Annotated in this window: 22 protein-coding genes; 14 read left to right on the top strand and 8 right to left on the bottom strand. The window is 60.0% G+C overall.

Features of this window, described 5'->3' with window-relative positions; all coding sequences use genetic code 11:
* Positions 1-57 precede the first annotated feature (57 nt).
* On the bottom strand, positions 58-1,488 hold the full coding sequence (gene sbcB, locus F6R97_RS21220; protein WP_315867043.1) for an exodeoxyribonuclease I: 1,431 nt from the start codon (positions 1,486-1,488) through the stop codon (positions 58-60).
* A 170-nt stretch (positions 1,489-1,658) separates the two neighbouring features.
* Between sbcB and F6R97_RS21215 the strand changes: the two genes are divergently transcribed.
* The 8 genes from F6R97_RS21215 to F6R97_RS21180 all read left to right on the top strand — a co-directional run bounded on the left by F6R97_RS21215 (position 1,659) and on the right by F6R97_RS21180 (position 9,590).
* Complete coding sequence (locus F6R97_RS21215) at positions 1,659-2,384, top strand: RDD family protein (RefSeq protein WP_315867042.1); 726 nt, start codon at positions 1,659-1,661, stop codon at positions 2,382-2,384.
* Positions 2,381-3,358: a stage II sporulation protein M gene (locus tag F6R97_RS21210; RefSeq protein ID WP_315867041.1), complete on the top strand. Its 978-nt coding sequence runs from the start codon at positions 2,381-2,383 to the stop codon at positions 3,356-3,358. The genes F6R97_RS21215 and F6R97_RS21210 overlap by 4 nt, the downstream gene beginning before the upstream one ends.
* Positions 3,345-4,889 carry a DUF4129 domain-containing protein gene (locus F6R97_RS21205; RefSeq protein ID WP_315867040.1) on the top strand — a complete coding sequence of 515 codons (1,545 nt, stop codon included), beginning with the start codon at positions 3,345-3,347 and terminating at the stop codon, positions 4,887-4,889. Before F6R97_RS21210 ends, F6R97_RS21205 begins: the two co-directional genes overlap by 14 nt.
* Positions 4,886-6,049 carry a DUF4350 domain-containing protein gene (locus tag F6R97_RS21200; RefSeq protein WP_315867039.1) on the top strand — a complete coding sequence of 388 codons (1,164 nt, stop codon included), beginning with the start codon at positions 4,886-4,888 and terminating at the stop codon, positions 6,047-6,049. The genes F6R97_RS21205 and F6R97_RS21200 overlap by 4 nt, the downstream gene beginning before the upstream one ends.
* Positions 6,046-7,047 carry an AAA family ATPase gene (locus F6R97_RS21195; RefSeq protein ID WP_038981936.1) on the top strand — a complete coding sequence of 334 codons (1,002 nt, stop codon included), beginning with the start codon at positions 6,046-6,048 and terminating at the stop codon, positions 7,045-7,047. Before F6R97_RS21200 ends, F6R97_RS21195 begins: the two co-directional genes overlap by 4 nt.
* 130 nt (positions 7,048-7,177) lie before the next feature.
* The gene (locus F6R97_RS21190) at positions 7,178-8,509 is read left to right on the top strand and encodes a DUF58 domain-containing protein (protein ID WP_050682554.1); all 1,332 of its coding nucleotides are present in this window, start codon (positions 7,178-7,180) and stop codon (positions 8,507-8,509) included.
* 142 nt (positions 8,510-8,651) lie between these two features.
* Positions 8,652-8,900, top strand: coding sequence for a hypothetical protein (locus F6R97_RS21185; protein WP_050682555.1), 249 nt, complete (start codon positions 8,652-8,654; stop codon positions 8,898-8,900).
* A 303-nt stretch (positions 8,901-9,203) separates the two neighbouring features.
* On the top strand, positions 9,204-9,590 hold the full coding sequence (locus F6R97_RS21180; protein ID WP_050682556.1) for a DUF6124 family protein: 387 nt from the start codon (positions 9,204-9,206) through the stop codon (positions 9,588-9,590).
* A gap of 156 nt (positions 9,591-9,746) precedes the next feature.
* Here the strand turns inward: F6R97_RS21180 and F6R97_RS21175 are convergent, their stop codons facing one another.
* Positions 9,747-10,106, bottom strand: a complete 360-nt coding sequence (locus F6R97_RS21175) for a PilZ domain-containing protein (protein WP_038981931.1) — start codon at positions 10,104-10,106, stop codon at positions 9,747-9,749.
* Positions 10,107-10,339: 233 nt separating this feature from the next.
* Entirely contained in the window at positions 10,340-10,714 is a 375-nt protein-coding gene (locus F6R97_RS21170; protein WP_038981930.1) for a tetratricopeptide repeat protein, read from the bottom strand.
* Between the two features lie 172 nt (positions 10,715-10,886).
* Here F6R97_RS21170 and pyk point away from each other — a divergent pair, with 172 nt between their 5' ends.
* Complete coding sequence (gene pyk / locus F6R97_RS21165; RefSeq protein WP_048395611.1) at positions 10,887-12,338, top strand: pyruvate kinase; 1,452 nt, start codon at positions 10,887-10,889, stop codon at positions 12,336-12,338.
* Positions 12,339-12,544: 206 nt separating this feature from the next.
* Here the strand turns inward: pyk and F6R97_RS21160 are convergent, their stop codons facing one another.
* The 3 genes from F6R97_RS21160 to F6R97_RS21150 are packed head-to-tail and all read right to left on the bottom strand — an operon-like array spanning position 12,545 to position 15,358.
* Positions 12,545-13,294 (bottom strand): enoyl-CoA hydratase-related protein, encoded by a 750-nt coding sequence (locus tag F6R97_RS21160; protein ID WP_315867038.1) that lies wholly within the window; start codon positions 13,292-13,294, stop codon positions 12,545-12,547.
* A 29-nt stretch (positions 13,295-13,323) separates the two neighbouring features.
* Complete coding sequence (locus tag F6R97_RS21155; protein ID WP_038981927.1) at positions 13,324-14,259, bottom strand: iron-sulfur-binding ferredoxin reductase; 936 nt, start codon at positions 14,257-14,259, stop codon at positions 13,324-13,326.
* Complete coding sequence (locus F6R97_RS21150) at positions 14,252-15,358, bottom strand: sensor domain-containing diguanylate cyclase (protein ID WP_038981926.1); 1,107 nt, start codon at positions 15,356-15,358, stop codon at positions 14,252-14,254. Before F6R97_RS21150 ends, F6R97_RS21155 begins: the two co-directional genes overlap by 8 nt.
* Before the next feature lie 471 nt (positions 15,359-15,829).
* Between F6R97_RS21150 and F6R97_RS21145 the strand changes: the two genes are divergently transcribed.
* The 5 genes from F6R97_RS21145 to F6R97_RS21125 all read left to right on the top strand — a co-directional run bounded on the left by F6R97_RS21145 (position 15,830) and on the right by F6R97_RS21125 (position 23,156).
* Positions 15,830-17,353, top strand: a complete 1,524-nt coding sequence (locus F6R97_RS21145; RefSeq protein ID WP_038981925.1) for a fumarate hydratase — start codon at positions 15,830-15,832, stop codon at positions 17,351-17,353.
* Between the two features lie 237 nt (positions 17,354-17,590).
* Positions 17,591-19,351, top strand: a complete 1,761-nt coding sequence (locus F6R97_RS21140; protein ID WP_315867037.1) for an ATP-binding protein — start codon at positions 17,591-17,593, stop codon at positions 19,349-19,351.
* The gene (locus tag F6R97_RS21135) at positions 19,351-20,685 is read left to right on the top strand and encodes a sigma-54-dependent transcriptional regulator (RefSeq protein ID WP_050682560.1); all 1,335 of its coding nucleotides are present in this window, start codon (positions 19,351-19,353) and stop codon (positions 20,683-20,685) included. Before F6R97_RS21140 ends, F6R97_RS21135 begins: the two co-directional genes overlap by 1 nt.
* A gap of 256 nt (positions 20,686-20,941) precedes the next feature.
* Positions 20,942-22,261, top strand: coding sequence for an MFS transporter (locus tag F6R97_RS21130; RefSeq protein WP_038981918.1), 1,320 nt, complete (start codon positions 20,942-20,944; stop codon positions 22,259-22,261).
* 265 nt (positions 22,262-22,526) lie between these two features.
* Positions 22,527-23,156 carry a flavin reductase family protein gene (locus F6R97_RS21125; protein ID WP_050682562.1) on the top strand — a complete coding sequence of 210 codons (630 nt, stop codon included), beginning with the start codon at positions 22,527-22,529 and terminating at the stop codon, positions 23,154-23,156.
* On the opposite strand, the gene F6R97_RS21120 is transcribed toward F6R97_RS21125, so the two are convergent.
* Positions 23,157-23,387, bottom strand: coding sequence for a hypothetical protein (locus F6R97_RS21120; protein WP_008010028.1), 231 nt, complete (start codon positions 23,385-23,387; stop codon positions 23,157-23,159).
* A 41-nt stretch (positions 23,388-23,428) separates the two neighbouring features.
* Complete coding sequence (locus tag F6R97_RS21115; RefSeq protein WP_007898360.1) at positions 23,429-23,782, bottom strand: putative quinol monooxygenase; 354 nt, start codon at positions 23,780-23,782, stop codon at positions 23,429-23,431.

The raw sequence follows: 23,782 nt of genomic DNA, 5'->3' as shown, positions 1-23,782 counted from the left end.
CCAGCAAATGCTGGCGTTTTTTTATGCCTGGAATTCAAGCGCAGACTATTGTCGTTTTCAAAGACTCAAACGTTTGCGTAATGTCTGGACATGATTCTGCCATTCATCCAGAACCTCTCGCTGAAACGATGTAGCACTAGTCATCAATTGAGCCGCCACCTCCAGAAAACTATCCAGCGTATTTGGCGCGCCCCACTCAGGTGCACACAAACGTTTCTGACAGAATATTCGCCAGCGTTCTTGCTCTTCCAGGCTCAACGTATCGGGAAAGTTGCGTGCGCGATAACGAAACAATAATTCAGGCAAACGTTCATCATCGAAAGGCCACTGTTCTTGTGCTAATTGCGCAGGGTCGGCGGCTCTGACTTGCTCACATAGACGCCGGTCCCGATCACCGATAAAACCGTCGTATAACTGTTGCTCGGGGTCTTGGCTCGGAGAGAAATCGTCGCTGGAGTAAATGTCTGACACTTTATCTCGCCAAACTTGTTGTGCGTCACTTAGCCGCAGCGCCCGCTCCTGATAAAGCGCCATATCCAGTCCCAAACGTTGCTGGTCCAGAGGACGAAGTACCGATAACGGCGCCACTACCGGGCACTTGTTGATGTGTATGAGCTTGAGCGGCACCGGCAGTTCACCTTCGGCCAAGTCATCGCGACGGGTATAAAGCCGCTGACGCAAGGTTTCGGCATCCAGATCAAGCAACCCCTGAGGGTCCAGGTGCAGGTCACAGACAATCAGCGCGTTGCGATTACGTGGATGCCAGGCCAACGGCAGCACCACCCCCACATAGCTGCGGGCAGCCGAGAAGCGCCCGGAAATATGCACCATCGGCTGCAACAGCCGAATTTGATCCATGACCTTTTGTTTACTTCGCAGTTGAAACAGCCAGTCATACAACTTCGGCTGTTTTTCCCGAATCAGACGCGCCAGGGCGATGGTGGCGCGAACATCCGACAGCGCCTCGTGTGCATGCCCGTGATCGATGCCATTAGCGGCGGTCAGACGTTCAAGTTTGAGCGTGACTCGCCCTTCGTCGTCCTTGGGCCAGACAAGGCCATCGGGACGCAAGGCATAGGCTGCGCGCACCACATCGATCAAGTCCCAGCGGCTGTTGCCGCCCTGCCACTCCCGTGCATAAGGATCGAAAAAGTTTCGATACAGGCTGTAACGGGTCATCTCGTCGTCAAAACGCAGCGTGTTGTACCCGGCCCCACAAGTGCCCGGCGCCGCCAGTTGGGCATGAACCCGTGTCATGAAATCGGCTTCGCTCAAACCCCGTTCAGCCAGACAGCCGGGCGTAATACCGGTGATCGCGCACGCCGCCGGATGAGGCAGGATGTCGTCGCTGGGCTGGCAGTAGAGATTGACCGGTTCGTCTATTTCATTGAGATCGAAGTCGGTGCGAATCCCCGCCACTTGCAGCGGGCGGTCGCAACGGGGGTTGATGCCAGTGGTTTCATAGTCGTACCAGAAGATCGAGGTCACGGGTTGTTCCTGAACTGAAGACCGGCGAAGTCTAGGCGCACACACGGCGCCCCGACCAGCAATCTTGTCATTCAATCATCTCTGACCACGCACTGTGCAATACATAGTTATGTCGTTTTCCCCCGAGAGGCTGCTAGCATCCGACGGACCAGGCCACATCAAGGTTGCCCATGCTCGAGACCACAGCACTGCAAAGGAACGCGACGCTGGCCCCGCCACTGGACACGCGGTATCACGTCGAAACGCCCGAAGGCATCGACTTGCCGCTGCGCCCGGCCGGGTTGATGGTACGTGCGCTGGCGTTCGCCATCGACCTGGGTCTGCGCGGTTTGATCCTGGGCCTGCTGTTTATGGTGTTGGCGTTTCTGGGAAAACTCGGTGCAGGGCTTGGCTCGATTTTGCTGTTCGTGGTGAGCTGGTGGTACATGGTGCTGTTCGAGGTGCTCAATCAGGGCCGCTCGCCGGGCAAGCAATGGATGGGGTTGCGCGTAGTGCATGACGATGGCACGCCGATCGGCTGGTCCGCGTCCTTGTTGCGCAACCTGTTGCGATTTGTCGACATGTTGCCGTTCGGCTACTTTCTCGGGGCGATCAGCTGCCTGCAACATCCCTCCTTCAAACGCCTCGGCGACCTGGCCGCCGGTACGCTGGTGATCTACCGCGAACAACCGCTCACCCGACCGCAGCTGCCCGACGTCCCGCCGCGGCGCGCTGCTTTCGCGCTGACGCTGACCGAACAACGCGCCATCCTCGGGTTTGCCGAACGCCAAGGTGAACTCTCCGAGGCGCGGGCCAACGAGCTCGCCTCGATACTCGCGCAACCGTTGCAGGTATCGAAGCCACAGGCCAAGGCCGAACTCAACGGCATCGCCCGTCGCCTGTTGGGTCCCACATGAAGCAAAGCCTGTTCGAAAGTCGCCACAGCGCCGAATGGGAGCAGTTTGCACTCATGCTTGAACGGCTGGAACGAGGCAAGAGCGCCTCTGGAGTCGCCAGTTTCCCCAGCGATTATCGACGGATCTGCCAACACCTGGCCCTGGCTCAGGAGCGCGGCTACAGCAGTTTCCTGATCGACTCATTGCAGCAACAAGTCCTGCGCGGGCATCAACAGCTTTATCGGCATCGCAGTCGACTGGGTGCCAACGTGTTGAGTTTCATCCTCGCCGATTTCCCGCGACTGGTGCGTGAGCAGTGGCGTTTCGTGCTTGCCGCCAGCCTGATGTTTTTTGGCAGCCTGATCGGCATCGCGTTGCTGGTGTATCTGTTCCCGGACCTGATCTACAACCTGATCCCGGCCGAGCAGGTCAGTGAGATGCAAAGCATGTACGACCCCGTCGCCGGCCACCTGGGACGTTCGGCCGAACGGGCGGCCAGTGAAGACTGGGTGATGTTCGGTTACTACATCATGCACAACATCGGCATCGCCTTTCAGACCTTCGCCAGCGGTTTGCTGTTTGGCCTGGGCAGCGCGTTTTTCCTGTTCTTCAACGGGTTGATGATCGGTGCGGTGGCCGGGCACCTGACGCACATCGGCTATGGGCAAACCTTCTGGTCGTTCGTGATTGGCCATGGCGCCTTCGAACTGAGCGCCATTGCCCTGGCTGGCGCCGCAGGCCTGCAACTGGGCTGGGCCTTGATCGCGCCGGGGCGTTTGCCCCGCGCCGAAGCCCTGCAACTGGCAGCGCGCAAGAGCGTGTTGCTGATTTGCGGGGTCATGCTGTTTCTGCTGATTGCGGCGTTTATCGAAGCCTACTGGTCGTCGCGGACCGGGCTCGCGCCGCTGACCAAATACCTGGTCGGCGCAGCGCTCTGGTGCCTGGTGGCGACTTATCTGCTGTTCGCCGGACGGACTCGCCATGCGCCTGAGTGATGCCACTGTGGTGATCCGCCCGCGCACGACCTGGGAAGCCATGGACCTGGGAGTGCTGCTGAGTCAGCGCCATCGACGCCTGTTGATGACCAGTTGGGCGATCGTGACCTTGCCGGTCTTCGCCCTGCTCACCTTGCTGCTGTGGGATTCGCCCTCCCTCGCCGTGTTCCTGTTTTGGTGGCTCAAACCGGCGTTCGATCGGCTGCCGCTGTACATCCTGTCCAAAGCCATGTTCGGCGAAACCCCCACGCTGAAACAGGCCTTGCACCAATGGCCACGGCTGCTCAAACCGCAACTGCTGGCCAGCCTGACCTGGCGCCGCCTGAGCCTGAGCCGCAGTTTTCTGATGCCGGTGGTGCAACTCGAAGGTCTGGCGGGCGAAGAACGCCAACAACGTTTGCGCGTGTTGCTGCAACGCAACGCGGGCGCCGCCCAGTGGCTGACGATCATCGGCGTGCATCTGGAAACCGCGCTGTGGATCGGCTTGATGGTGCTGTTCTATATGCTCTTGCCGCAACAGGTCGAACTCGACTGGGGCTGGCAGACCCTGATCACCGCCGCCACCCAAGACTGGCGCTGGCTGGAACACCTGACCAATACCTTTTACGTTCTGGTGCTGATTGTCTGGGAACCGATCTATGTGGCCTGCGGTTTCAGCCTTTATCTGAACCGGCGCACGCGGCTGGAAGCCTGGGATATCGAGCTGGTCTTTCGCCGATTGCGCCAACGCTTGGCCAGCGCGGTTGTCACGCTGCTGCTGGCCGCGATCCTGCTGGTGCCGACGACGCAAAGCGTCTGGGCCGCCGAACCGGTTATCACGCCGGACAGTCCGCGTTTGCTGGAACAACCACTGACCAGCCAGGCCTCCCGGGACAGCATCAAGGCCATCCTCGATCAGCCCCCCTTCAAGAACAAGGAAACGGTAACGCGCTATCGTTTTGGCGAAGACAAACCCGCCTCCGACACTGCGGACAATGGTCAAACGCCCGCATGGCTGAAGGCGCTGCTCAGCTTGATGGACAGCCAACGCTTTGGCGTATTGGCCAACCTGATCGAGGTGTTGCTGTGGGGCACAGTAATCGGTGCCATTGGGCTGTTGATCTGGCGTTACCGCGACTGGCTACAGGCCTTCGTCAGCCGCCGACCCACGTTAAATCGCAAAGTCGCGCGGCCATTACCGCAGCAGGCATTCGGCCTGGACCTCAACCGCGAAACCCTGCCCGCCGACATCGCAGCCAGCGCCGAAAGCCTCTGGCAAACCAATCCCCGTGAAGCCCTCGGGTTGCTCTATCGCGCCCTGCTCAGCCACTTGCTGCACGATTTCAACATGGCGCTCAAACCCGCCGACACCGAAGGCGAAGTTCTTCAGCGCGTTGAACAATTGCAACAACCTGCGTTGCTGGCTTTCAGTAAAAACCTCACTGGGCACTGGCAGAACATGGCCTATGGGCATCGATTGCCCCCCGCGCATTTGCAACAGGAACTCTGTGATGGCTGGCGCGCGTTGTTCGGCCCGGGAGCGGCGCGTTGAACCGGCGCTTGTGGCTTTCAGTCGGTGCGTTCATCGCCCTGCTAGTGTGTGCGCTGAGCGTTTACCTGTATTTCAAGGCCATACCCTATCCAGCAGAAATCGATCACGGCCCATCCCCCGAAGCCCAAGCCAACCCCTATCTGGCGGCCGAGCATTTTCTGCGCAAACAGAGCCTGACCGTCAGCCATGCCAACAGCCTCGACATCCTGCCGACCCTCGAACCTCACCAGCGCAGTTTGTTGCTGCTCGGCGATCGGTCGAACATGTCACCACGACAGGTGGATCAGGTACTGAACTGGACCCGCGCCGGTGGGCGCCTTTTATTCGTCGCCGAAGCCCTGTGGGATGAGAAGACCGGTCAGAGCAATGACCTGCTGCTCGACCGGGTGCAGCTTCACCAGTCCCTGAGCAAAGACCTCAAGGAACCGCCGCCCGATCCTGTCGACGACCCCTACCCCAAACTGACCAAGCTCTACCTGGAAAACGAAGAGGCGCCGGCCTACGTCGGCTTCGATACCGCGTTCCACCTCGACGACCCGAAAAACCTCGCCCAGGCCTGGGCCAACAGCGGCAAAGCCACGCACATGATGCAGCTGACTCACGGGCTCGGTTCGATCACCGTGGTCACCGACGCCGACCTCTGGAAAACCCCGGCCATCGACCAGTACGACAACGCCTGGCTGCTGTGGTACCTGACGGCCGACACAGCCGTGACCCTGCTGTTCAATACCGATCACGACAGCTTGCTGACCTTGCTGTGGCGCTACTTTCCACAAGCCTTGGTGGCCCTGATCGCCTTGATCGTTTTTGGATTCTGGCACGTCGGCGTGCGCAACGGCCCGTTGCTGGAGCCGGCCCCGAGAGCCCGCCGCCAGCTTCAGGAACACCTGCGTGCCAGCGCTGATTTCATGCTCCGCCACAACGGTCAGCACAGCCTGTTGCAAGCCTTGCAACAAGACATCCTGCGTCGTGTCCGTCACCGTCATCCCGGTTTTGAACAACTCGGCGTTGCCGAACAATGGCTGGTGCTCGCACGCCTGACTGGCCAACCCACACGCGCCATCAGCCAGGCCATGAGCCCGCGACCGAAGCAGCGGCTGCCCAGCGCTGAATTCAGCCGTCAGGTCGCCCACCTGCAAACCTTGAGGAACGCCTTATGAGTGAACAGATCGAGCCCGGCACACAGACCCACGCCGCCCAGCAGCGCCAGCGCGCCAGCCAGTTGGCCCAAGCGATAAGGACGGAACTGCAAAAAGCCGTGATCGGCCAGAACATCGTGATCGACGATGTGCTTACCGCCCTGATCGCCGGCGGCCATGTACTGCTCGAAGGCGTGCCGGGGTTGGGCAAGACGTTGTTGGTGCGCGCCCTCGCCCGCTGCTTCGGCGGCGAATTCGCACGCATCCAGTTCACCCCGGACCTGATGCCCAGCGATGTCACCGGGCACGCGGTGTATGACTTGCAAACCGAGCAATTCAAACTGCGCAAAGGCCCGCTATTCACCAACCTGCTGCTGGCCGACGAGATCAACCGCGCTCCGGCGAAAACCCAAGCGGCGCTGCTCGAAGCCATGCAGGAACGCCAAGTCACCCTCGAAGGCCGCGCCCTGCCCATCGCGCAACCGTTCATGGTGCTCGCCACGCAAAACCCCATCGAGCAGGAAGGCACATATCCACTGCCGGAAGCCGAACTCGACCGCTTCATGCTCAAGGTGCGCATGGACTACCCCGATGCCGAGCAGGAATTGAACATGGTGCGCCAGGTCAGCCGCTCGACCCGGGCCGACATGCTTGATGTGCAACCATTGCGCACCGTGTTGCAAGCCAAGGACGTGCTGGCCTTACAGCGCATTGCCAGCGATCTGCCAATGGACGATCAGGTACTCGATTACGCGGTGCGCCTGGCCCGCACCACCCGGACCTGGCCGGGGTTGACCCTCGGCGCCGGGCCACGCGCATCAATCGCCCTGGTGCGTTGCGCCCGCGCCCGGGCCTTGTTGCGCGGCGGCGAGTTCGTGATTCCCGATGACATCAAAGGCTGCGCACTGGCCGTTCTGCGTCACCGTGTGCGAATTGCCCCGGAGCTGGACATCGAAGGGCTGGAAGTCGATCAGGTGCTCCGGCAATTGCTCGATCAAGTACCGGCGCCACGGCTGTGAACACCATGATCGAGATCCGCGTCGCCCCAAGAAAAGATCGCAGCTTGCGGCAGCTCCTACGCCGAATGCGGTCTCCTGTAGGAGCTGCCGAAGGCTGCGATCTTTTCAGCAGGCAACACGGTGTCACACCATGAAACCGTCCCGGCTGCTGCTGATCTGGCTCGCAACCCTGCTGGCCATCGGCATCGTGCTGGGCGCATTGCGGGCGCTGGACATCGCAGTTCCATCGAGCCTTTTGGCGATCAACTGGGGATTACTGTCAGCACTGCTGGCATTGGCGATCATCGACGCCATCCGCCTCAAAAACCTGCCCTCGCCTCACGTACAACGGCAAATGCCTGGCAGCCTGGCGCTCGGTCGATGGGGCGAAGTGCGACTGGAGGTCGAGCACGATTTTGCACAACCGCTGAACGTGCACATCTTCGACCATGTGCCGCACGGCCTGGACTTTGAATACCTTCCATTGTCCGTCGAACTGCAACCCGGCCAACAGAGCCAGATCGGCTATCGCCTGCGCCCACTCAAGCGCGGCCACTTCACCTTCGAACACTGCGAAATCAGCCTGCCAAGCCCAATGGGCCTATGGTCAGGCAAACGTCTACTGAACGTAGTCGACAACACCCGCGTCTACCCCGACTTCGCTCGCCTCTACGGTGGCCAACTGCTGGCGGTGGATAACTGGCTCAGCCAACTCGGCGTGCGCCAACGTCAACGCCGCGGGTTGGGTCTGGAGTTTCATCAACTGCGCGAATTCAGAGAAGGCGACAGTCTGCGCCAGATCGACTGGAAAGCCACTGCACGCCAACGCACACCGATTGCCCGTGAGTATCAGGACGAGCGTGATCAGCAGATCATTTTCATGCTCGATTGCGGGCGGCGCATGCGTAGCCAGGATGATGAACTGTCGCACTTCGACCATGCACTCAATGCCTGCCTGTTGCTCAGCTACGTCGCTCTACGCCAAGGCGATGCGGTGGGCCTGAGCACCTTCGCCAGCCATCAGCCGCGCTACCTCGCCCCGATCAAAGGCACTGGTCAACTCAACGTATTGCTCAACAGCGTTTACGATCTCGACAGCACACAATGCCCCGCCGACTATCTGGCCGCCGCCAACCAGTTATTAACCAGACAAAAACGCCGGGCACTGGTGGTGCTGGTAACTAACCTGAGGGATGAAGACGACGAAGAACTTCTTGCCGCCGTCAAACGGCTGAGCCGTCAGCATCGGGTGTTAGTAGGCAGCCTGCATGAAGAGGTGCTCGACAGTCTGCGGCACGCTCCGGTACAAACATTGCCCGAGGCACTGGCCTATTGCGGGACAGTGGATTATATGAATGTACGGGCAGAGCTCCATGAGCGGTTGAGTGCTCATGGAGTTCCGGTGCTGGATGCTCGGCCCTCAGAACTGGGGGCCGAGATGGTGTCGCGGTATTTGGGATGGAAAAAGGCTGGAACGATGTAATGGCCAATCTGATATAAAATAGTCGTGTCGCGACTCCATATGAATATGATGTGCGAGCACGTATGACTAGCTCTCATCCCAGAGTAATTACGAGAAGCAGCCCCACTTAAGAATCTGATATCTCTATCACAAGGAATCAATCATGGACGAGCCAAAACTATTCGCTTCAGTGCTAACGCAGCTCAATGAGAACCAACTGGCATTGCGTGCCGCTGTAGAGGAACTATCGAATTGGGTGGCGCAGCAAGGGGCTGCCGAAATATCGGATAACGTCCGATGTGCCTTACAAACGCTAGATGTAAACCAAGACTTTATCTCTTTGGCACTTATTTCTATCTCAACCGATTTTAAAGAATTACAGATCCCAAAAAAACCTGACTCTAATGGCTAGCTAACCTTCAATATTTGTAGTTTCTCCTAAGCATTACCCGATGCTCCTGATCGTGCAGTAACGAGGGGCAATAAGCTCTGCCGTGTAAAAACTGACGTTCATGGCCGGTAATTTGCCTGTTGTCCTCTCCCATCAGGCTTCTCAAATAACTGCGCTAATGACTACAGAATGAAGCGCCTCTGCCTACAAATATCAGCGACCCAGTCTGATTGTGGGTGGTGTCCATCCCGACATAAGGTTCTCCTGTCGCCGCCGCCCATTCGTTATTTCCGAATCGGTGGCAGCCCCAACAAGGAGTTAACCGTGATAACGCCCCGACTCAACCCACTCAAAACCACCTCCCGTTCGCCCTACCCCACCCTCGACTTGAGAAAACTCCGCGAAGCTGCCGACAGGGCCCTAGATCACTATCTCAAACGGGAAAACACTAAACCGTGCTTTGCCGACGAACGCACCACAGAGGAACGATCCATGAAGATGTTTACCGTCGTAGCCAATGCCAATCCCGAAGCCCTCGCCATCCAAACCTATGAAACCTTTTCTTCGGTGAGCATTCTGCTGCTCGACCTGGCTGAAAGCCTGGACGACAAGCCGCGGCATCTGGCGATGGCGATTTATCAGATGAGTGAGATGGGGTTGTTGTTGGCGGAAAGGTTGCTGGAAAGCGAGCGGGCGATTAAGCCGACGTAACGTCAAGATCAAAAGATCGCAGCCTTCGGCAGCTCCTACAGGGATTGATGTTCATCCGCGATAGTGCGGTGAGCATCAATCTCTATGTTCATCCGCAGTTAATGGCGGCGAATACGTTCAATGTAGGAGCTGCCGCAGGCTGCGATCTTTTGCTGTTCAGGCAGAGGCCGGCAAAGGCTGAAAACTGAAGTACTGCTTCAGTGCCTCGACCAATTGCCCATATTCCGGCGGTGCCTGTTGCAGGCTGAAGCCGGCGTCATAGTGGTGAGGGGTTTCGTCCTCGTGGCACCACAGGCAGCAGGCATTGAGGTCGATCACCTGCTGACAATGGCCATCCATGGGGATTTTCAGGCGCAGATTAAAATCGGCGCCCACCATCATTGGCAACTGGCTGATCAACATCAGCCCGTCCTCGGACAGATTGCCCAGAAAGCCAATGGGCTTGTCGGTGACGCTGTTGAACACTTTGAGAAAATACGGCAGTTGATGCCGCTCGATCCGGCGGTCAGTGAACATGCTGATTTCGCTACGCAAGGCCCTTAAGCAGGGCCGCACTAATGCTTCGGAACGGGGCCTGCTCTACTGCTTTATAGGCATAAGCCGCGCTCTCCCCGATCCTGGTGCGACAGTCCATCCATCCGCTGCCGCTTACTGCTGCCGATCACAGGTGTTACCTCGAATTAGAAACAAGGCTCTAAACCGATCTATTCGACTATAGCTCACCGCCGCCGGTCAGCCAGCCGCTTCAATCAGAACCGGGTCGGGCGCACCGCCGCCGCACTGCGAGTCGGGTAATGCCCCAGGCTCTGCAAGGTTTCCAGGCGGGCACGGGCGCGATACGCGTATTCGCTCTGCGGGTACGAGGCGATGATGAACTGGTAAGTCTGGACCGCGTCGACAAACATTTTCTGCCGCTCCAGGCACTGGCCGCGCATCATCGACACTTCCGGCCACACATAAGGCCGTGCGCGGCTGGCGCGCTCGACCTTGGACAGTTCGAGCATCACTTGCTCGCAGTTGCCGCGCTCATAGGCGCTGTAGGCGTTATTCAAATGATGGTTCATCGACCAACGGGTGCAGCCCACAACACTGAGGGCAAGAACGGCAATGAGCACGAATCGCATGGGGGATCTCCTGTCTTGAGCTCTGTATCGACCCGTTGTCGGAAATCTTCAGGAGGGCTTGCTGCAAAGTTGTCGGGTTCAATAAAGAAAGCAATAAGTAGTGCAAACGAACAATGACTACACCCAAAGACCATAGTAGCCTCTGCTTGCGCTTGAACTCAGGAGTCTTTGCATGTCCGTCCGTCGTACCAAAATCGTCGCTACCCTTGGCCCGGCCAGTAACTCGCCGGAAGTTCTCGAACAGTTGATTCTTGCTGGCCTGGACGTCGCCCGTCTGAACTTCTCCCACGGCACCCCCGACGAGCACAAGGCTCGCGCGAAGCTGGTGCGTGACCTAGCCGCCAAGCATGGCCGCTTCGTCGCCCTGCTGGGTGACCTGCAAGGCCCGAAAATTCGTATCGCCAAATTCGCCAACAAAAAGATCGAGCTGAAGATCGGTGATCAATTCACCTTCTCCACCAGCCATCCGTTGACCGAAGGCAACCAGCAAGTGGTCGGCATCGACTACCCGGACCTGGTGAAAGACTGCGGCGTGGGCGACGAGCTGCTGCTCGACGACGGCCGCGTGGTCATGCGCGTCGATACCGCCACCGCCACCGAGCTGCATTGCACCGTGACCATCGGCGGCCCGCTGTCGGACCACAAAGGCATCAACCGTCGCGGTGGCGGCCTGACCGCACCGGCCCTGACCGAGAAAGACAAGGCCGACATCAAGCTCGCAGCCGAAATGGAAGTCGACTACCTCGCGGTGTCCTTCCCACGTGACGCCGCCGACATGGAATACGCCCGTCAACTGCGCGACGAAGCCGGCGGTACTGCCTGGCTGGTGGCGAAGATCGAACGCGCCGAAGCCGTGGCCGACGACGAAACCCTCGACGGCCTGATCAAAGCCTCCGACGCGGTGATGGTTGCCCGTGGTGACTTGGGTGTGGAAATCGGCGACGCCGAGCTGGTAGGCATTCAGAAGAAAATCATTCTGCATGCACGCCGCCACAACAAGGCTGTGATCGTCGCGACCCAGATGATGGAGTCGATGATCCAGAACCCGATGCCAACCCGCGCCGAAGTGTCCGACGTAGCCAACGCCGTGCTCGACTACACCGACGCCGTAATGCTTTCGGCCGAAAGTGCTGCCGGTTTGTACCCGCTGGAAGCCGTACAGGCCATGGCGCGCATCTGCGTCGGTGCTGAAAAGCACCCGACCAGCAAGACCTCCAGCCACCGTATCGGCACAGTCTTCGAAAGCTGCGACCAGAGCATCGCGCTGGCGGCCATGTACACCGCCAACCACTTCCCGGGCGTGAAGGCGATCATCGCTTTGACCGAAAGTGGCTACACGCCGTTGATCATGTCGCGCATCCGTTCCTCGGTGCCGATCTACGCGTTCTCCCCGCACCGCGAAACACAGGCCCGCGCGTCCATGTTCCGTGGCGTCTACACCGTACCGTTCGACCCGGCATCGCTGCCGCCTGAGCAAGTCAGCCAGGCCGCGATCGACGAGTTGCTCAAATTGGGTGTGGTCGAGAAAGGCGACTGGGTCATCCTGACCAAGGGCGACAGCTACCACACCACCGGCGGCACCAACGGGATGAAAATCCTGCACGTTGGCGACCCGATGGTCTGAGTGATCGCTCGCTGAAAAACAAAAGCCCCGCCATGTGAATGGTGGGGCTTTTTGGTTTTTGATCCGAAAGTTGTGTTGCCTGGGCGGGCCTCATCGCGGGCAAGCCCGCTCCCACAGGATTTGTGTTGAAATTCGATTTGTGGACACCCGCAATCCCTGTGGGAGCGGGCTTGCCCGCGATGAGGCCAGTACAGTCAGCGAAAAATTCAATGGCGTTTGATGAATCCAGTCAACGCCGCCATCGCTTCCGGCGAACGCAGCCGCTGGGTGAACAACGCGCCCTCCTCTTCTATTACCTTGCGCACCAGTTCTCGATCCGGTGCTTTCATCAATTGCTTGCTGATCCGCACCGCCTCCGCTGGCAGCGATTCAAATCGCAACGCCATCTCCCGCGCCTTGGCCAACGCCGCTTCGCCACTGCCCAAGGCTTCAGTCGCGATCCCCCACTCGGCCGCCTGTTCACCACTGAACGCTTCGCCGAGCAGCAACAACTGCGCGGCTTTGGCATGCCCGAGCAGACGCGGCAGGATCAGGCTGGAACCAAACTCCGGGCACAACCCAAGATTGACGAATGGCATGCGCAACCGCGCATCACAGCTGACGTAAACCAGATCGCAATGCAGCAGCATCGTCGTGCCGATCCCCACCGCCGCACCGGCCACGGCGGCGATCACCGGTTTACGGCACTCCAGCAAATTGAGCATGAAGTGGAACACCGGGCTGTCGAGGTTGCTTGGGGGTTGCTGAAGGAAATCAAAGATGTCGTTGCCGGCGGTGAAACACTCAGCGCTACCGGTGATCAACACCGCATTGATTTCAGGATCGGTATCGGCTTGTTTCAGGGCCTCGGCCAGGTGACTGTACATCGCGCGAGTCAGGGCGTTTTTCTTCTCGGGGCGATTGATGCGCAGGGTCAGCAGGCCGCGCTCGCGTTCAAATCGGATGGTATCGGGCATGGTGAGTCTCGCGTCGTTAAACGATGCGCTCAACCACGGGGTAGAAAGACATCCGCCAGCAGTTGATTGCGCGGCAAACCGGCCAGGTACAGGCGCCGGGCAAAGGCGTCGACGCTGTCGGGGGCCCCGCAGACTAAGGCCAGGGTTTGCCGCGAAACAAGGCGCAGTTGCGCCAAAGCCGCGGGCAACTCGGCCGCCGTCCACAGCTCGATGTTCAGGTTCGGACGGCTGGCGGCCATGGCTTGCAGGGGTTTGGCCAGATAATGTTCATCGGCATCATGGGCCAGATGAATGACACGAATGGCGCCCTGGTGATCCTGACGCAACGCTTCGCGCAAAATACCGAACAACGGCCCCAGACCGGTGCCAGCCGCCAATAACCACAGCGGTCGGGTGTACCAGTCCGGATCGTAATGCAGTGCCCCGCCGCGCAACTCGCCGAGGCGGATCGGGTCGCCGATTTTCAAGCAACGCGCCGCATCACTGAATTCCCCCGGCTGACGGCAATCGAGGTGGAACTCCAGAAAGCGGTCTTCTTCCGGCAGACTGGCCAAAGAATACGGCCGCGCCACCTGGCCCGCCCACAACACTAGATGCTGCCCCGCCTGATAGCGCAACGGTCGCTCACTGGTCAGCCGTAAACGCAAAACGCTGGGGCTCAGCCAATCGCTGGCGGCTACCTGAGCGGCAAGCCCGTCACGCAGCGGGTCAAAAGTTTCGATTTGCAGATCATCGACCACCTGGCACTGACAGGCCAGCCGCCAACCCTGCTGACGCTGCTCATTGCTCAAGGCATCTGGACGGCTGTCGCTGGGCAAGCCCTCGACACATTTAACCAGGCACGCATGGCAACTGCCGGCGCGGCAACTATAGGGCACCGACACGCCGTTCTGATTCAAGGCATCGAGCAGGTTGCTGCCCGGCGCCACCGTCCATTGGCGTTCGCCGACCCGTAACTCAGGCATCGACATTCTCCCAGGCCGCCGCGCAACGGTTACGGCCATCCCGCTTGGCGCGGTACAGCGCCTGATCGGCGCGGTGCAAGGCGTCATCCAGATCGTCACCCAGTTCCAGCAACGTCATGCCCGCCGACAGGCTGAGGTGACGCACATTGAGGCCGATCATCTCCACATCCATAAAGGCAACGCGCAATCGTTCGCAGCAAGCGGTCAGACGTTCGGGATCACAATCGGGCAACAGCACCACGAACTCTTCACCGCCATAGCGGGCCAGAATATCGCCATCGCGCAGGCAGGCGGTGGCCACCCCGGCGAACGCTTGCAACACCTGATCGCCGGCGGCATGGCCGTGAACATCGTTGATGCGTTTGAAGTGATCGAGGTCGATCAACGCCAGGCCATGCACCACATCGGTTTCCATGGCGTTCAACTCGCGGGAGGCCAGGCGCAGGAAATGTCGGCGGTTAAACAGCCCGGTGAGTTCGTCGGTCGCCACCAGGTCTTCGAGCTGGCGCATCATTCCGCGCAGGGTGTCTTGATGCGCCTGCAAGGCGAACCGCCGCTGACGCATACGCTGGCGCGACATCTGCACGTAGCGGGCATAAAACACCAGCCACCCGAGCACCACAAACAGCACGCACACTTGCAACAGGGCCAGCGTCGGATCGGGCAGCTGAAAGTGGTAGCCCTCCCACAAGGTGATGGCGCTGAAACTGAAAAACACCAGAAACGCGCAACGGGCGAAAGCCGTGCGCGACAGATGAAACAACCCGAACAACAGAATCAGCAGGTAAAACACCAGAAACGCGCCGCGTGCCTCGTCCAGATGGGCGATCAGCCAGGTTTGCCAACCCAGCCCCAGCAGTATTTGCACTTCGGTCAGGCTCGGGTCGGAAAAGCGCAGGTTGCGGCCGCTGGAGAACACCGCGAACAACGCCGCCTGGCTGAGCACTACCAACGCGCTGCCGATCGCCATGCCGGTGGCGGATTCTTGGTAGTGACCGGTGAAAAACGCCAGCCACAGCAGCAGCAAAGCCAGGGCGTAGGTGCCAGCTGCGAGGGCAAAGCGTTTGAGCAAAAGCCGCTGGATGGCGTTATGGGTCAATCGTTGATTCACCGTGAGAAAGGAGGCTGCCCGAGTGTCCTACTCTACAAGCCGAATGCCACTTTAGTGGCGAGTCTGATAAATGACCATTCAATTTTTGGGGCAAAAAACTGGCGTCAAAGCCATGACCCGAGTTCGGGATAACCTGTGGCGAGGAGGCTTGCCCCCGTTCGGCTGCGCAGCAGTCGTAAAACCTGCCAATGCGGTATGTGTGTGTGTGTGTGTGTGTACCAGAAAGAATGTCGGGGAGCGCTTCGCACTCCAACGGGGGCAAGCCCCCTCGCCACAGGCAAGCCCTCTCGCCACAAAATCAGGTGCGTGTACAGGCCATCGAGGCGCGGTATACTGCCGCGCCTTTTTAGCGTCGCGCCAGCATGCCCGGCGTGCCTTGAAAGGTGCTTGCAACCGACCGATGCACCCAAGCTGCAAGCACCTTATTGAATGTTCCCGTCTTTTAGAGGAGCGCGACTCATGACCGTGATCAAGCAAGACGACCTGATTCAGAGCGTTGCCGACGCCCTGCAATTCATTTCCTACTACCACCCCGTGGATTTCATCCAGGCGATGCACGAGGCCTACCTGCGTGAAGAATCGCCGGCAGCCCGCGATTCCATGGCGCAGATCCTGATCAACTCGCGCATGTGCGCTACCGGCCACCGCCCGATCTGCCAGGACACCGGTATCGTTACCGTGTTCGTGCGCGTGGGCATGGACGTTCGCTGGGATGGCGCCACCATGGGCCTGGACGACATGATCAACGAAGGCGTGCGCCGGGCTTACAACCTGCCGGAAAACGTCCTGCGTGCCTCGATCCTCGCCGACCCGGCGGGCGCTCGCAAAAACACCAAGGACAACACCCCGGCCGTTATCCACTACTCCATCGTTCCGGGTAACACCGTGGAAGTGGACGTGGCGGCCAAGGGCGGCGGCTCCGAGAACAAGTCGAAAATGGCCATGCTCAACCCATCCGACTCGATCGTCGACTGGGTGCTGAAGACCGTTCCGACCATGGGCGCCGGCTGGTGCCCACCGGGCATGCTCGGCATTGGCATCGGCGGCACCGCCGAGAAAGCCGCCGTCATGGCCAAGGAAGTGTTGATGGAGTCCATCGACATTCACGAGCTGAAGAAGCGCGGCCCGTCCAACCGTATCGAAGAGATGCGCCTGGAACTGTTCGAGAAGGTCAACCAACTGGGCATCGGCGCCCAGGGCCTGGGTGGCCTGACCACCGTGCTCGACGTGAAGATCATGGATTACCCGACCCACGCCGCTTCGTTGCCGGTGTGCATGATCCCCAACTGCGCCGCCACCCGTCACGCCCACTTCGTGCTCGACGGTTCCGGCCCGGCCTCGCTGGAAGCGCCACCGCTGGACGCCTACCCGGAAATCGTCTGGGAAGCAGGTCCGTCGGCCCGTCGCGTCAACCTCGATACCCTGACACCGGAAGAAGTGCAGAGCTGGAAGCCGGGCGAAACCGTCCTGCTCAACGGCAAAATGCTCACCGGTCGCGACGCTGCGCACAAGCGCATGGTCGAGATGCTGAACAAGGGTGAAACCCTGCCGGTGGATCTGAAAGGTCGCTTCATCTACTACGTCGGCCCGGTCGATCCGGTCGGTGACGAAGTGGTCGGCCCTGCTGGTCCTACCACCGCGACGCGGATGGACAAGTTCACCCGTCAGATCCTCGAGCAAACCGGCCTGTTGGGCATGATCGGCAAATCCGAGCGCGGCCCGACCGCAATCGAAGCGATCAAGGACCACAAAGCCGTTTACCTGATGGCTGTCGGCGGCGCGGCTTACCTGGTGGCGCAAGCCATCAAGAAATCCCGCGTGGTAGCTTTCGCCGAACTGGGTATGGAAGCGATCTACGAGTTCGACGTCAAAGACATGCCTGTGACCGTTGCGGTCGATAGCAAGGGCGAGTCGGTGCACATCACCGGCCCTGCGATCTGGCAGCAAAAGATCAGTGAAAGCCTGGCGGTAGAAGTGCAGTAAGCACCTCCCTCACTGCCAAAAAGGCCGGGCCGTCTCCCCAGACGACCCGGCTTTTTTTTGGATATCGATTTAACCCTTCGATCTAAGCAGAGGTCACTAACGAATTGGCGTATACCCAGACCATGTTGCGCTCTCGATCGAGTAAATTTACTTCCGTCTGAACACATGATGTCGGGACGAAGGAAACGCGGGCCCATGGTATGGTGCCCGCCCGTCCTTCAACCTGTTTCCCACAGTATGCTGCCGACTTCCCGTACCTTGCGTCTGTCGTTCTATATCCTGCTGATCATCGCGGGTGCAGCCTTGGCCGCGACCCTGGCCATCCGTCACACCGAACGCCAGGCGTTGGTGGAAGATGCCGCGCGGGCCAATCAGCAACTGGCGCTGTACGCCAACTCGCTGCACACCCTGATCGACCGCTACCGCGCCCTGCCCGCCGTATTGGCGCTGGACCCGGAATTGCGCGCCGCGCTAAACGGTGAAGTGAGCCCCGAAGAGCAGCTTGCGTTGAATCGCAAACTGGAAAAAATCAACGGCGCCGCACACTCCTCGACCCTGGAGTTGCTCGACCGTACCGGCTTGGCCGTGGCCGCCAGCAACTGGCGTTTGCCCAGCAGCTACGTCGGCCACAACTACGGCTTTCGCCCCTACTTCAGCCAGACCCGCACCCAAGGCACCGGGCGCTTTTATGCGGTGGGTGTGACCAGCGGCATTCCCGGCTACTTCCTGTCCAGCGCGGTGACCGGCGACGGTGGTGAGTTCCTCGGGGCCATGGTGGTCAAACTCGAATTCCCGGAACTGGAGCGCGAATGGCGTCAGGGTAGCGACACGTTGCTGGTCAGCGATGCGCGCGGGATCATTTTCATCGCCAACCAGCCGGGCTGGCGTTATCGCCAATTGAAACCGCTGAGCGACAGCGATCACGCCGAGCTCAAAGCTACCCGCCAATACGACAAACAGCCGTTGACCCCGCTTGACTATCAACCGGTGCGACGCTTTGACGACAACAGTGCGCTGACTCGCGTCGTTGGCCCCGACGGGACGGCGGATTACCTCTGGGAATCGCTGCCGCTGGCCGCCGAAGGCTGGACGCTACATCTGTTGCGTCGCCCGCAGGTCGCGTTCGAAGACCGCCGCAACGCAGGGCTCGCCGCCGCTGGTGCCTGGCTAACGCTGGTGTTTCTGTTGCTGTTCCTCAACCAGCGCTGGCGCCTGGCCAAACTGCGTCAGCGTAGCCGTGAAGAACTCGAGCGACTGGTGGAAGAACGCACCCGGGATTTGCGCACCGCTCAGGACGGGCTGGTGCAATCAGCCAAACTCGCAGCCCTCGGCCAGATGTCTGCGGCGCTGGCCCATGAAATCAATCAACCATTGACCGCCCAGCGCATGCAGCTTGCTACTCTGAGGCTGCTGCTCGATCACGGCCGTGTCGAAGACGCCTACAAGGCGCTCAAACCGGTGGACGACATGCTCACGCGCATGGCCGCCCTCACCGGCCACCTGAAAACCTTCGCCCGCAAAAGCCCCAGCGGTTTGCGCGAACGGCTGGATTTGGCGGCGGTCGTCGACCAATCCCTGCAGTTGCTGGATGCGCGCCTGCGTGACGAGCACATCAGCACCGTGCTACATCTGACCCGTCCGGCCTGGGTGCGTGGCGATGCGATTCGTCTGGAACAGGTGCTGATCAACCTGCTGCGCAATGCCCTGGATGCGATGCACGACAAACCCTGCAAGCGTCTGGAAATCCGCCTCGAAGCCGATGAACAATTGTGGCGCCTGACCGTCGCCGATAACGGTGGCGGCATTGCCGAAGAGCACTTGGCCAACGTGTTTGATCCGTTCTTCACCACCAAACCGGTGGGCGATGGCCTGGGCCTCGGGCTGGCGGTCTCCTTCGCCATCGTCCACGAATCGGGCGGACGCCTGAGTGTCGATAATGGTGAAAACGGCGCGGTGTTTACTATGACGTTGCCCATTGATCTGGAGGTGCCTGGCTGATGCTCAATTCGGTGATGGTGGTCGATGACGAAAGCAGCATCCGCAGCGCCGTCGAACAGTGGCTGAGCCTCTCAGGGTTCGAAGTGCAACTGTTCAGTCGCGCCGACGAGTGTCTGGCGCAACTGCCGAAACATTTCCCCGGGGTGATTCTCAGCGACGTGCGCATGCCTGGCATGACCGGGCTGGAGCTGCTGGCCGAAGTCCAGCGCCGCGATGCCGACTTGCCGGTGATATTGCTGACCGGTCACGGTGATGTGCCGATGGCCGTCGAAGCGATGCGCGATGGCGCGTACGATTTCCTCGAAAAACCTTTCAGCCCGGAAACCCTTCTGAGCAGCCTGCGCCGCGCTCTGGACAAACGCCGGCTGGTGCTGGAAAACCGCGCCCTGCACGAGCGGGCGGACAATCGCGCCAAACTCGACGCCACCCTGCTGGGGGTGTCCCGTGGTTTGCAGACGTTGCGTCGGCAGGTGCTGGACCTGGCGACGTTGCCGGTCAATGTGCTGATCCGGGGCGAAACGGGCAGCGGCAAGGAATTGGTTGCCCGTTGCCTGCACGACTTCGGTCCCCGCGCGGACAAGCCCTTCGTGGCGCTGAACTGCGCGGCGATTCCCGAGCAATTGTTCGAGGCCGAACTGTTCGGCCATGAGAGCGGCGCGTTCACCGGCGCCCAGGGCAAACGCATCGGCAAGCTCGAATACGCCGACGGCGGCACGCTGTTTCTCGATGAAATCGAAAGCATGCCGCTGGCCCAGCAGGTGAAATTGCTGCGGGTGTTGCAGGAGCAGAAGCTTGAGCGATTGGGTTCCAACCAGAGCATCCACGTGGATTTGCGAATCATCGCCGCGACCAAACCCGACTTGCTGGATGAAGCCCGGGCCGGACGTTTTCGCGAAGATTTGGCCTATCGATTGAACGTCGCCGAGTTGCGTCTGCCACCGTTGCGTGACCGGCGTGAAGACATTCCACTGTTGTTCGAATTCTTCGCCCAGAGTGCCGCCGAGCGTTTGGGCCGCACCTTTGCGCCCTTGAGCGGGCCGCAACTGAGCCATCTGCTGAGCCACGACTGGCCGGGCAATGTGCGCGAACTGGCGAACGTCGCCGAACGACAAGTGCTGGGCCTTGGCGAACCGGAACCGGTGGGGATCGATCCTGGCCAGTCACTGGCGGCGCAGCAGGAAGCCTTCGAAGCGCATTGCTTGCGCGCGGCGTTGACCCGGCATAAAGGTGATGTGAAAGCGGTGCTTGAAGAACTGCAACTGCCGCGCCGTACCTTTAATGAAAAGATGCAGCGGCATGGGTTGAGTCGCGAGATGTTTCTCGGCGAATCATGATCGTTAAGATCAAAAGATCGCAGGCTTCGCCAGCTCCTACGGGTGTACGCCAATCCCACGTAGGAGCTGCCGAAGGCTGCGATCTTTTCGGCGGTTTCCCGCTCACCACCCTCCGACAGATAAGCGGATTTCCGCTCAACAGAACCCGCCACCCCCTCTAAACCGGCCCTCCTCTCCTTGGCACAGCTCCTGCTATAGCTCCAGCAGGCTGCGTTTTAACGCGCTCCACAAAAACAATTAAACGAAGGATCCTTCAATGGATAACTCCAACGCCTTGCCTCTTGGGTCGGCTGCCGCGCCGGCTACAGAAAGAACCACCGCTAGCCGGATCAAATCGATCTTCAGCGGCTCTGTCGGCAACATGGTCGAGTGGTACGACTGGTACGTCTACGCCGCCTTCTCCCTGTACTTCGCCAAAGCCTTCTTCCCCAAAGGCGACACCACCGCACAACTGCTCAACACCGCCGCGATCTTCGCCGTGGGCTTCCTGATGCGCCCGATCGGTGGCTGGCTGATGGGCCTCTACGCCGACAAGGCCGGTCGCAAGAAAGCGCTGATGGCTTCGGTGTACCTGATGTGCTTTGGCTCGCTGCTGATCGCCCTGAGCCCGGGTTATGAAACCATTGGCATCGGCGCACCGATCCTGCTGATTTTCGCCCGTTTGCTGCAAGGCCTGTCGGTCGGTGGCGAGTACGGCACCTCGGCGACTTACCTCAGCGAGATGGCGACCAAGGATCGTCGCGGCTTCTACTCCAGCTTCCAGTACGTGACCCTGATCTCCGGCCAGCTCATCGCCCTGGCGGTGTTGATCGTGCTGCAACAGACCCTGACCACCGAAGAGCTGTACGCCTGGGGCTGGCGCATTCCGTTTGCCATCGGCGCACTGTGTGCGGTGGTCGCGCTGTACCTGCGTCGTGGCATGGAAGAAACCGAGTCGTTCACCAAGAAAGAGAAAGCCAAGGAAAGCGCGATGCGCACCTTGATGCGCCATCCGAAGGAACTGATGACCGTGGTCGGCCTGACCATGGGCGGCACGCTGGCGTTCTACACCTACACCACGTACATGCAGAAATACCTGGTGAACACCGTCGGCATGAGCATTTCCGACTCCACCACGATTTCTGCCGCCACGCTGTTCCTGTTCATGTGCCTGCAACCGATCATCGGCGGGCTGTCGGATAAAGTCGGTCGTCGTCCGATCCTGATCGCCTTCGGTATTCTCGGGACACTGTTCACCGTGCCGATCCTGACCACCCTGCACACCATCCAGACCTGGTGGGGCGCGTTCTTCCTGATCATGGCAGCGCTGATCATTGTCAGCGGCTACACCTCGATCAACGCGGTGGTTAAAGCTGAATTGTTCCCGACCGAAATCCGTGCGCTGGGCGTCGGCCTGCCGTACGCGCTGACCGTGTCGATCTTTGGCGGCACCGCTGAATACATCGCGCTGTGGTTCAAGAGCATCGGCATGGAAACCGGTTACTACTGGTATGTCACGGCGTGCATCGCGGTGTCGTTGCTGGTGTACGTGACCATGAAAGACACCCGCAAGCATTCGCGGATCGAGACGGACTGACAGTTACATTGATGGAGGCTGTTATGGCCTCTTCGCGGGCAAGCCTCGCTCCTACAGGGATTGTGGTGCCCTTGTAGGAGCGAGGCTTGCCCGCGAAGGCCATGACTCGGTCTCACCTGAACAGCCCCCGCAATCTGCAACACCACAGCCCGGCCTTCGCCGGGCTTAGTCGCTTCTGGGGAGCACAGTGATTGAGGATGGGCTGGAAATATGCCGCCGGCCCTTGCACCATGACCGCCTCCCGAACGCCCCAGGAATTCACTGTATGCCCGACGACATCCATTTCTACGAACCCGCCAACGGCCACGGCCTGCCGCATGACCCGTTCAACGCCATCGTCGGCCCGCGTCCTATCGGCTGGATTTCCTCCCAGGACGCCAATGGTCGCCTGAACCTGGCGCCCTACAGCTTTTTCAACGCCTTCAACTACATCCCGCCGATCATTGGGTTTTCCAGCGTCGGGCGCAAAGACAGCCTGAATAACATCGAGCAAACCGGTGAATTCGCCTGGAACCTGGCGACCCGCCCATTGGCCGAGCAGATGAATCAGAGCTGCGCCATGGTCGGGCCGGAGGTCGATGAGTTCGAACTGTCCGGGCTGACCACCGTCGCCTCGAAAGTCATTCAGGTGCCACGGGTCGCCGAAAGCCCGGTGTCCTTTGAGTGCAAGGTCACGCAGATCATTCAGTTGCAGCGTGCAAACAAGGAAGTGGTGCCGAGCTGGCTGATTCTCGGCGAAGTGGTCGCCGTGCATATCGCCAAGCGGCTGCTGAAGGATGGGGTATACGACACCGCCGCGGCAGAACCGATTCTGCGCGGCGGCGGGCCGGCGGATTACTTTCAGCTGGGGCCAGAGGCATTGTTCAAGATGTTCCGCCCGGGGGCGGTCAAGTAATTACCAGAGCAGGTCGGCGTCTTCTTTAACGTCTTTGAGGCGGGTCAGCTCTTTGGCCGCGGCCTCGTCGGCTTCATGAGCGGTCTTGAAAGTCTGGCCTTCCAGCACTTTGTGAAAAGTCGGGGCACCGGAACCACCGAGGGCTTTGACGGCAATCGCGGCGTGGTAACCGCCCTCGCCCGGTACTACTGCTGAAACGGCTTCGAAGTGTTCAAAGGCTTTGCGTGCCATGTCGCGGATCCTGGCTAATGGAGAATTGCGCCATTAAACCCTCAACCGACGAGTTTGTGTACCGCTGCCTGGGACTGGCCAAGGGCCTGGGCCGCCGAGACATCCTTGAAGGTATGGAAATCCAGACTATTGACCACCAGCTCCTGCACCAGCTCGGCAAAAATCTGCATTGCCGGGCTGCCGAAGTAAGCGGTCATGGCCTGTTGGTTGTCCCAGAAACCGGACACCAGCCACAGCTCTGGATCGCATTGCGAGTGCTGCAGGGCGAAGCTCAGGCAACCCGGCGCGTTGCGCGACGGCTCGATCAGGGCGCTCAGGCGCGCACCGAGTTCTGCCGAACGCCCGGCGCGGGCGCGGACGAAGGCCATATGACTGACGGGGATCTGCGTAGACAT

It is taken from the genome of Pseudomonas sp. JV414 (assembly GCF_032424305.1).
In the GTDB taxonomy this organism is placed as follows: domain Bacteria; phylum Pseudomonadota; class Gammaproteobacteria; order Pseudomonadales; family Pseudomonadaceae; genus Aquipseudomonas; species Aquipseudomonas lini.
The sequence above is the reverse complement of the archived record's forward strand: the minus strand, read 5'-3'. Positions and strand labels throughout refer to the sequence as shown.

Bases quoted from the DNA above. Each gene is read 5' to 3' on its own strand.
- F6R97_RS21195 (WP_038981936.1), top strand. From the start codon at position 6,046: ATGAGTGAACAGATCGAGCCCGGCACACAGACCCACGCCGCCCAGCAG.
- F6R97_RS21215 (WP_315867042.1), top strand. From the start codon at position 1,659: ATGCTCGAGACCACAGCACTGCAAAGGAACGCGACGCTGGCCCCGCCA.
- F6R97_RS21170 (WP_038981930.1), bottom strand. From the start codon at position 10,714: ATGCGATTCGTGCTCATTGCCGTTCTTGCCCTCAGTGTTGTGGGCTGC.
- F6R97_RS21130 (WP_038981918.1), top strand. From the start codon at position 20,942: ATGGATAACTCCAACGCCTTGCCTCTTGGGTCGGCTGCCGCGCCGGCT.
- F6R97_RS21185 (WP_050682555.1), top strand. From the start codon at position 8,652: ATGGACGAGCCAAAACTATTCGCTTCAGTGCTAACGCAGCTCAATGAG.
- F6R97_RS21155 (WP_038981927.1), bottom strand. From the start codon at position 14,259: ATGCCTGAGTTACGGGTCGGCGAACGCCAATGGACGGTGGCGCCGGGC.
- F6R97_RS21175 (WP_038981931.1), bottom strand. From the start codon at position 10,106: ATGTTCACTGACCGCCGGATCGAGCGGCATCAACTGCCGTATTTTCTC.
- F6R97_RS21115 (WP_007898360.1), bottom strand. From the start codon at position 23,782: ATGTCTACGCAGATCCCCGTCAGTCATATGGCCTTCGTCCGCGCCCGC.
- F6R97_RS21140 (WP_315867037.1), top strand. From the start codon at position 17,591: ATGCTGCCGACTTCCCGTACCTTGCGTCTGTCGTTCTATATCCTGCTG.
- F6R97_RS21125 (WP_050682562.1), top strand. From the start codon at position 22,527: ATGCCCGACGACATCCATTTCTACGAACCCGCCAACGGCCACGGCCTG.
- pyk (WP_048395611.1), top strand. From the start codon at position 10,887: ATGTCCGTCCGTCGTACCAAAATCGTCGCTACCCTTGGCCCGGCCAGT.
- F6R97_RS21160 (WP_315867038.1), bottom strand. From the start codon at position 13,294: ATGCCCGATACCATCCGATTTGAACGCGAGCGCGGCCTGCTGACCCTG.
- F6R97_RS21145 (WP_038981925.1), top strand. From the start codon at position 15,830: ATGACCGTGATCAAGCAAGACGACCTGATTCAGAGCGTTGCCGACGCC.
- F6R97_RS21120 (WP_008010028.1), bottom strand. From the start codon at position 23,387: ATGGCACGCAAAGCCTTTGAACACTTCGAAGCCGTTTCAGCAGTAGTA.
- F6R97_RS21135 (WP_050682560.1), top strand. From the start codon at position 19,351: ATGCTCAATTCGGTGATGGTGGTCGATGACGAAAGCAGCATCCGCAGC.
- F6R97_RS21190 (WP_050682554.1), top strand. From the start codon at position 7,178: ATGAAACCGTCCCGGCTGCTGCTGATCTGGCTCGCAACCCTGCTGGCC.
- F6R97_RS21210 (WP_315867041.1), top strand. From the start codon at position 2,381: ATGAAGCAAAGCCTGTTCGAAAGTCGCCACAGCGCCGAATGGGAGCAG.
- F6R97_RS21205 (WP_315867040.1), top strand. From the start codon at position 3,345: ATGCGCCTGAGTGATGCCACTGTGGTGATCCGCCCGCGCACGACCTGG.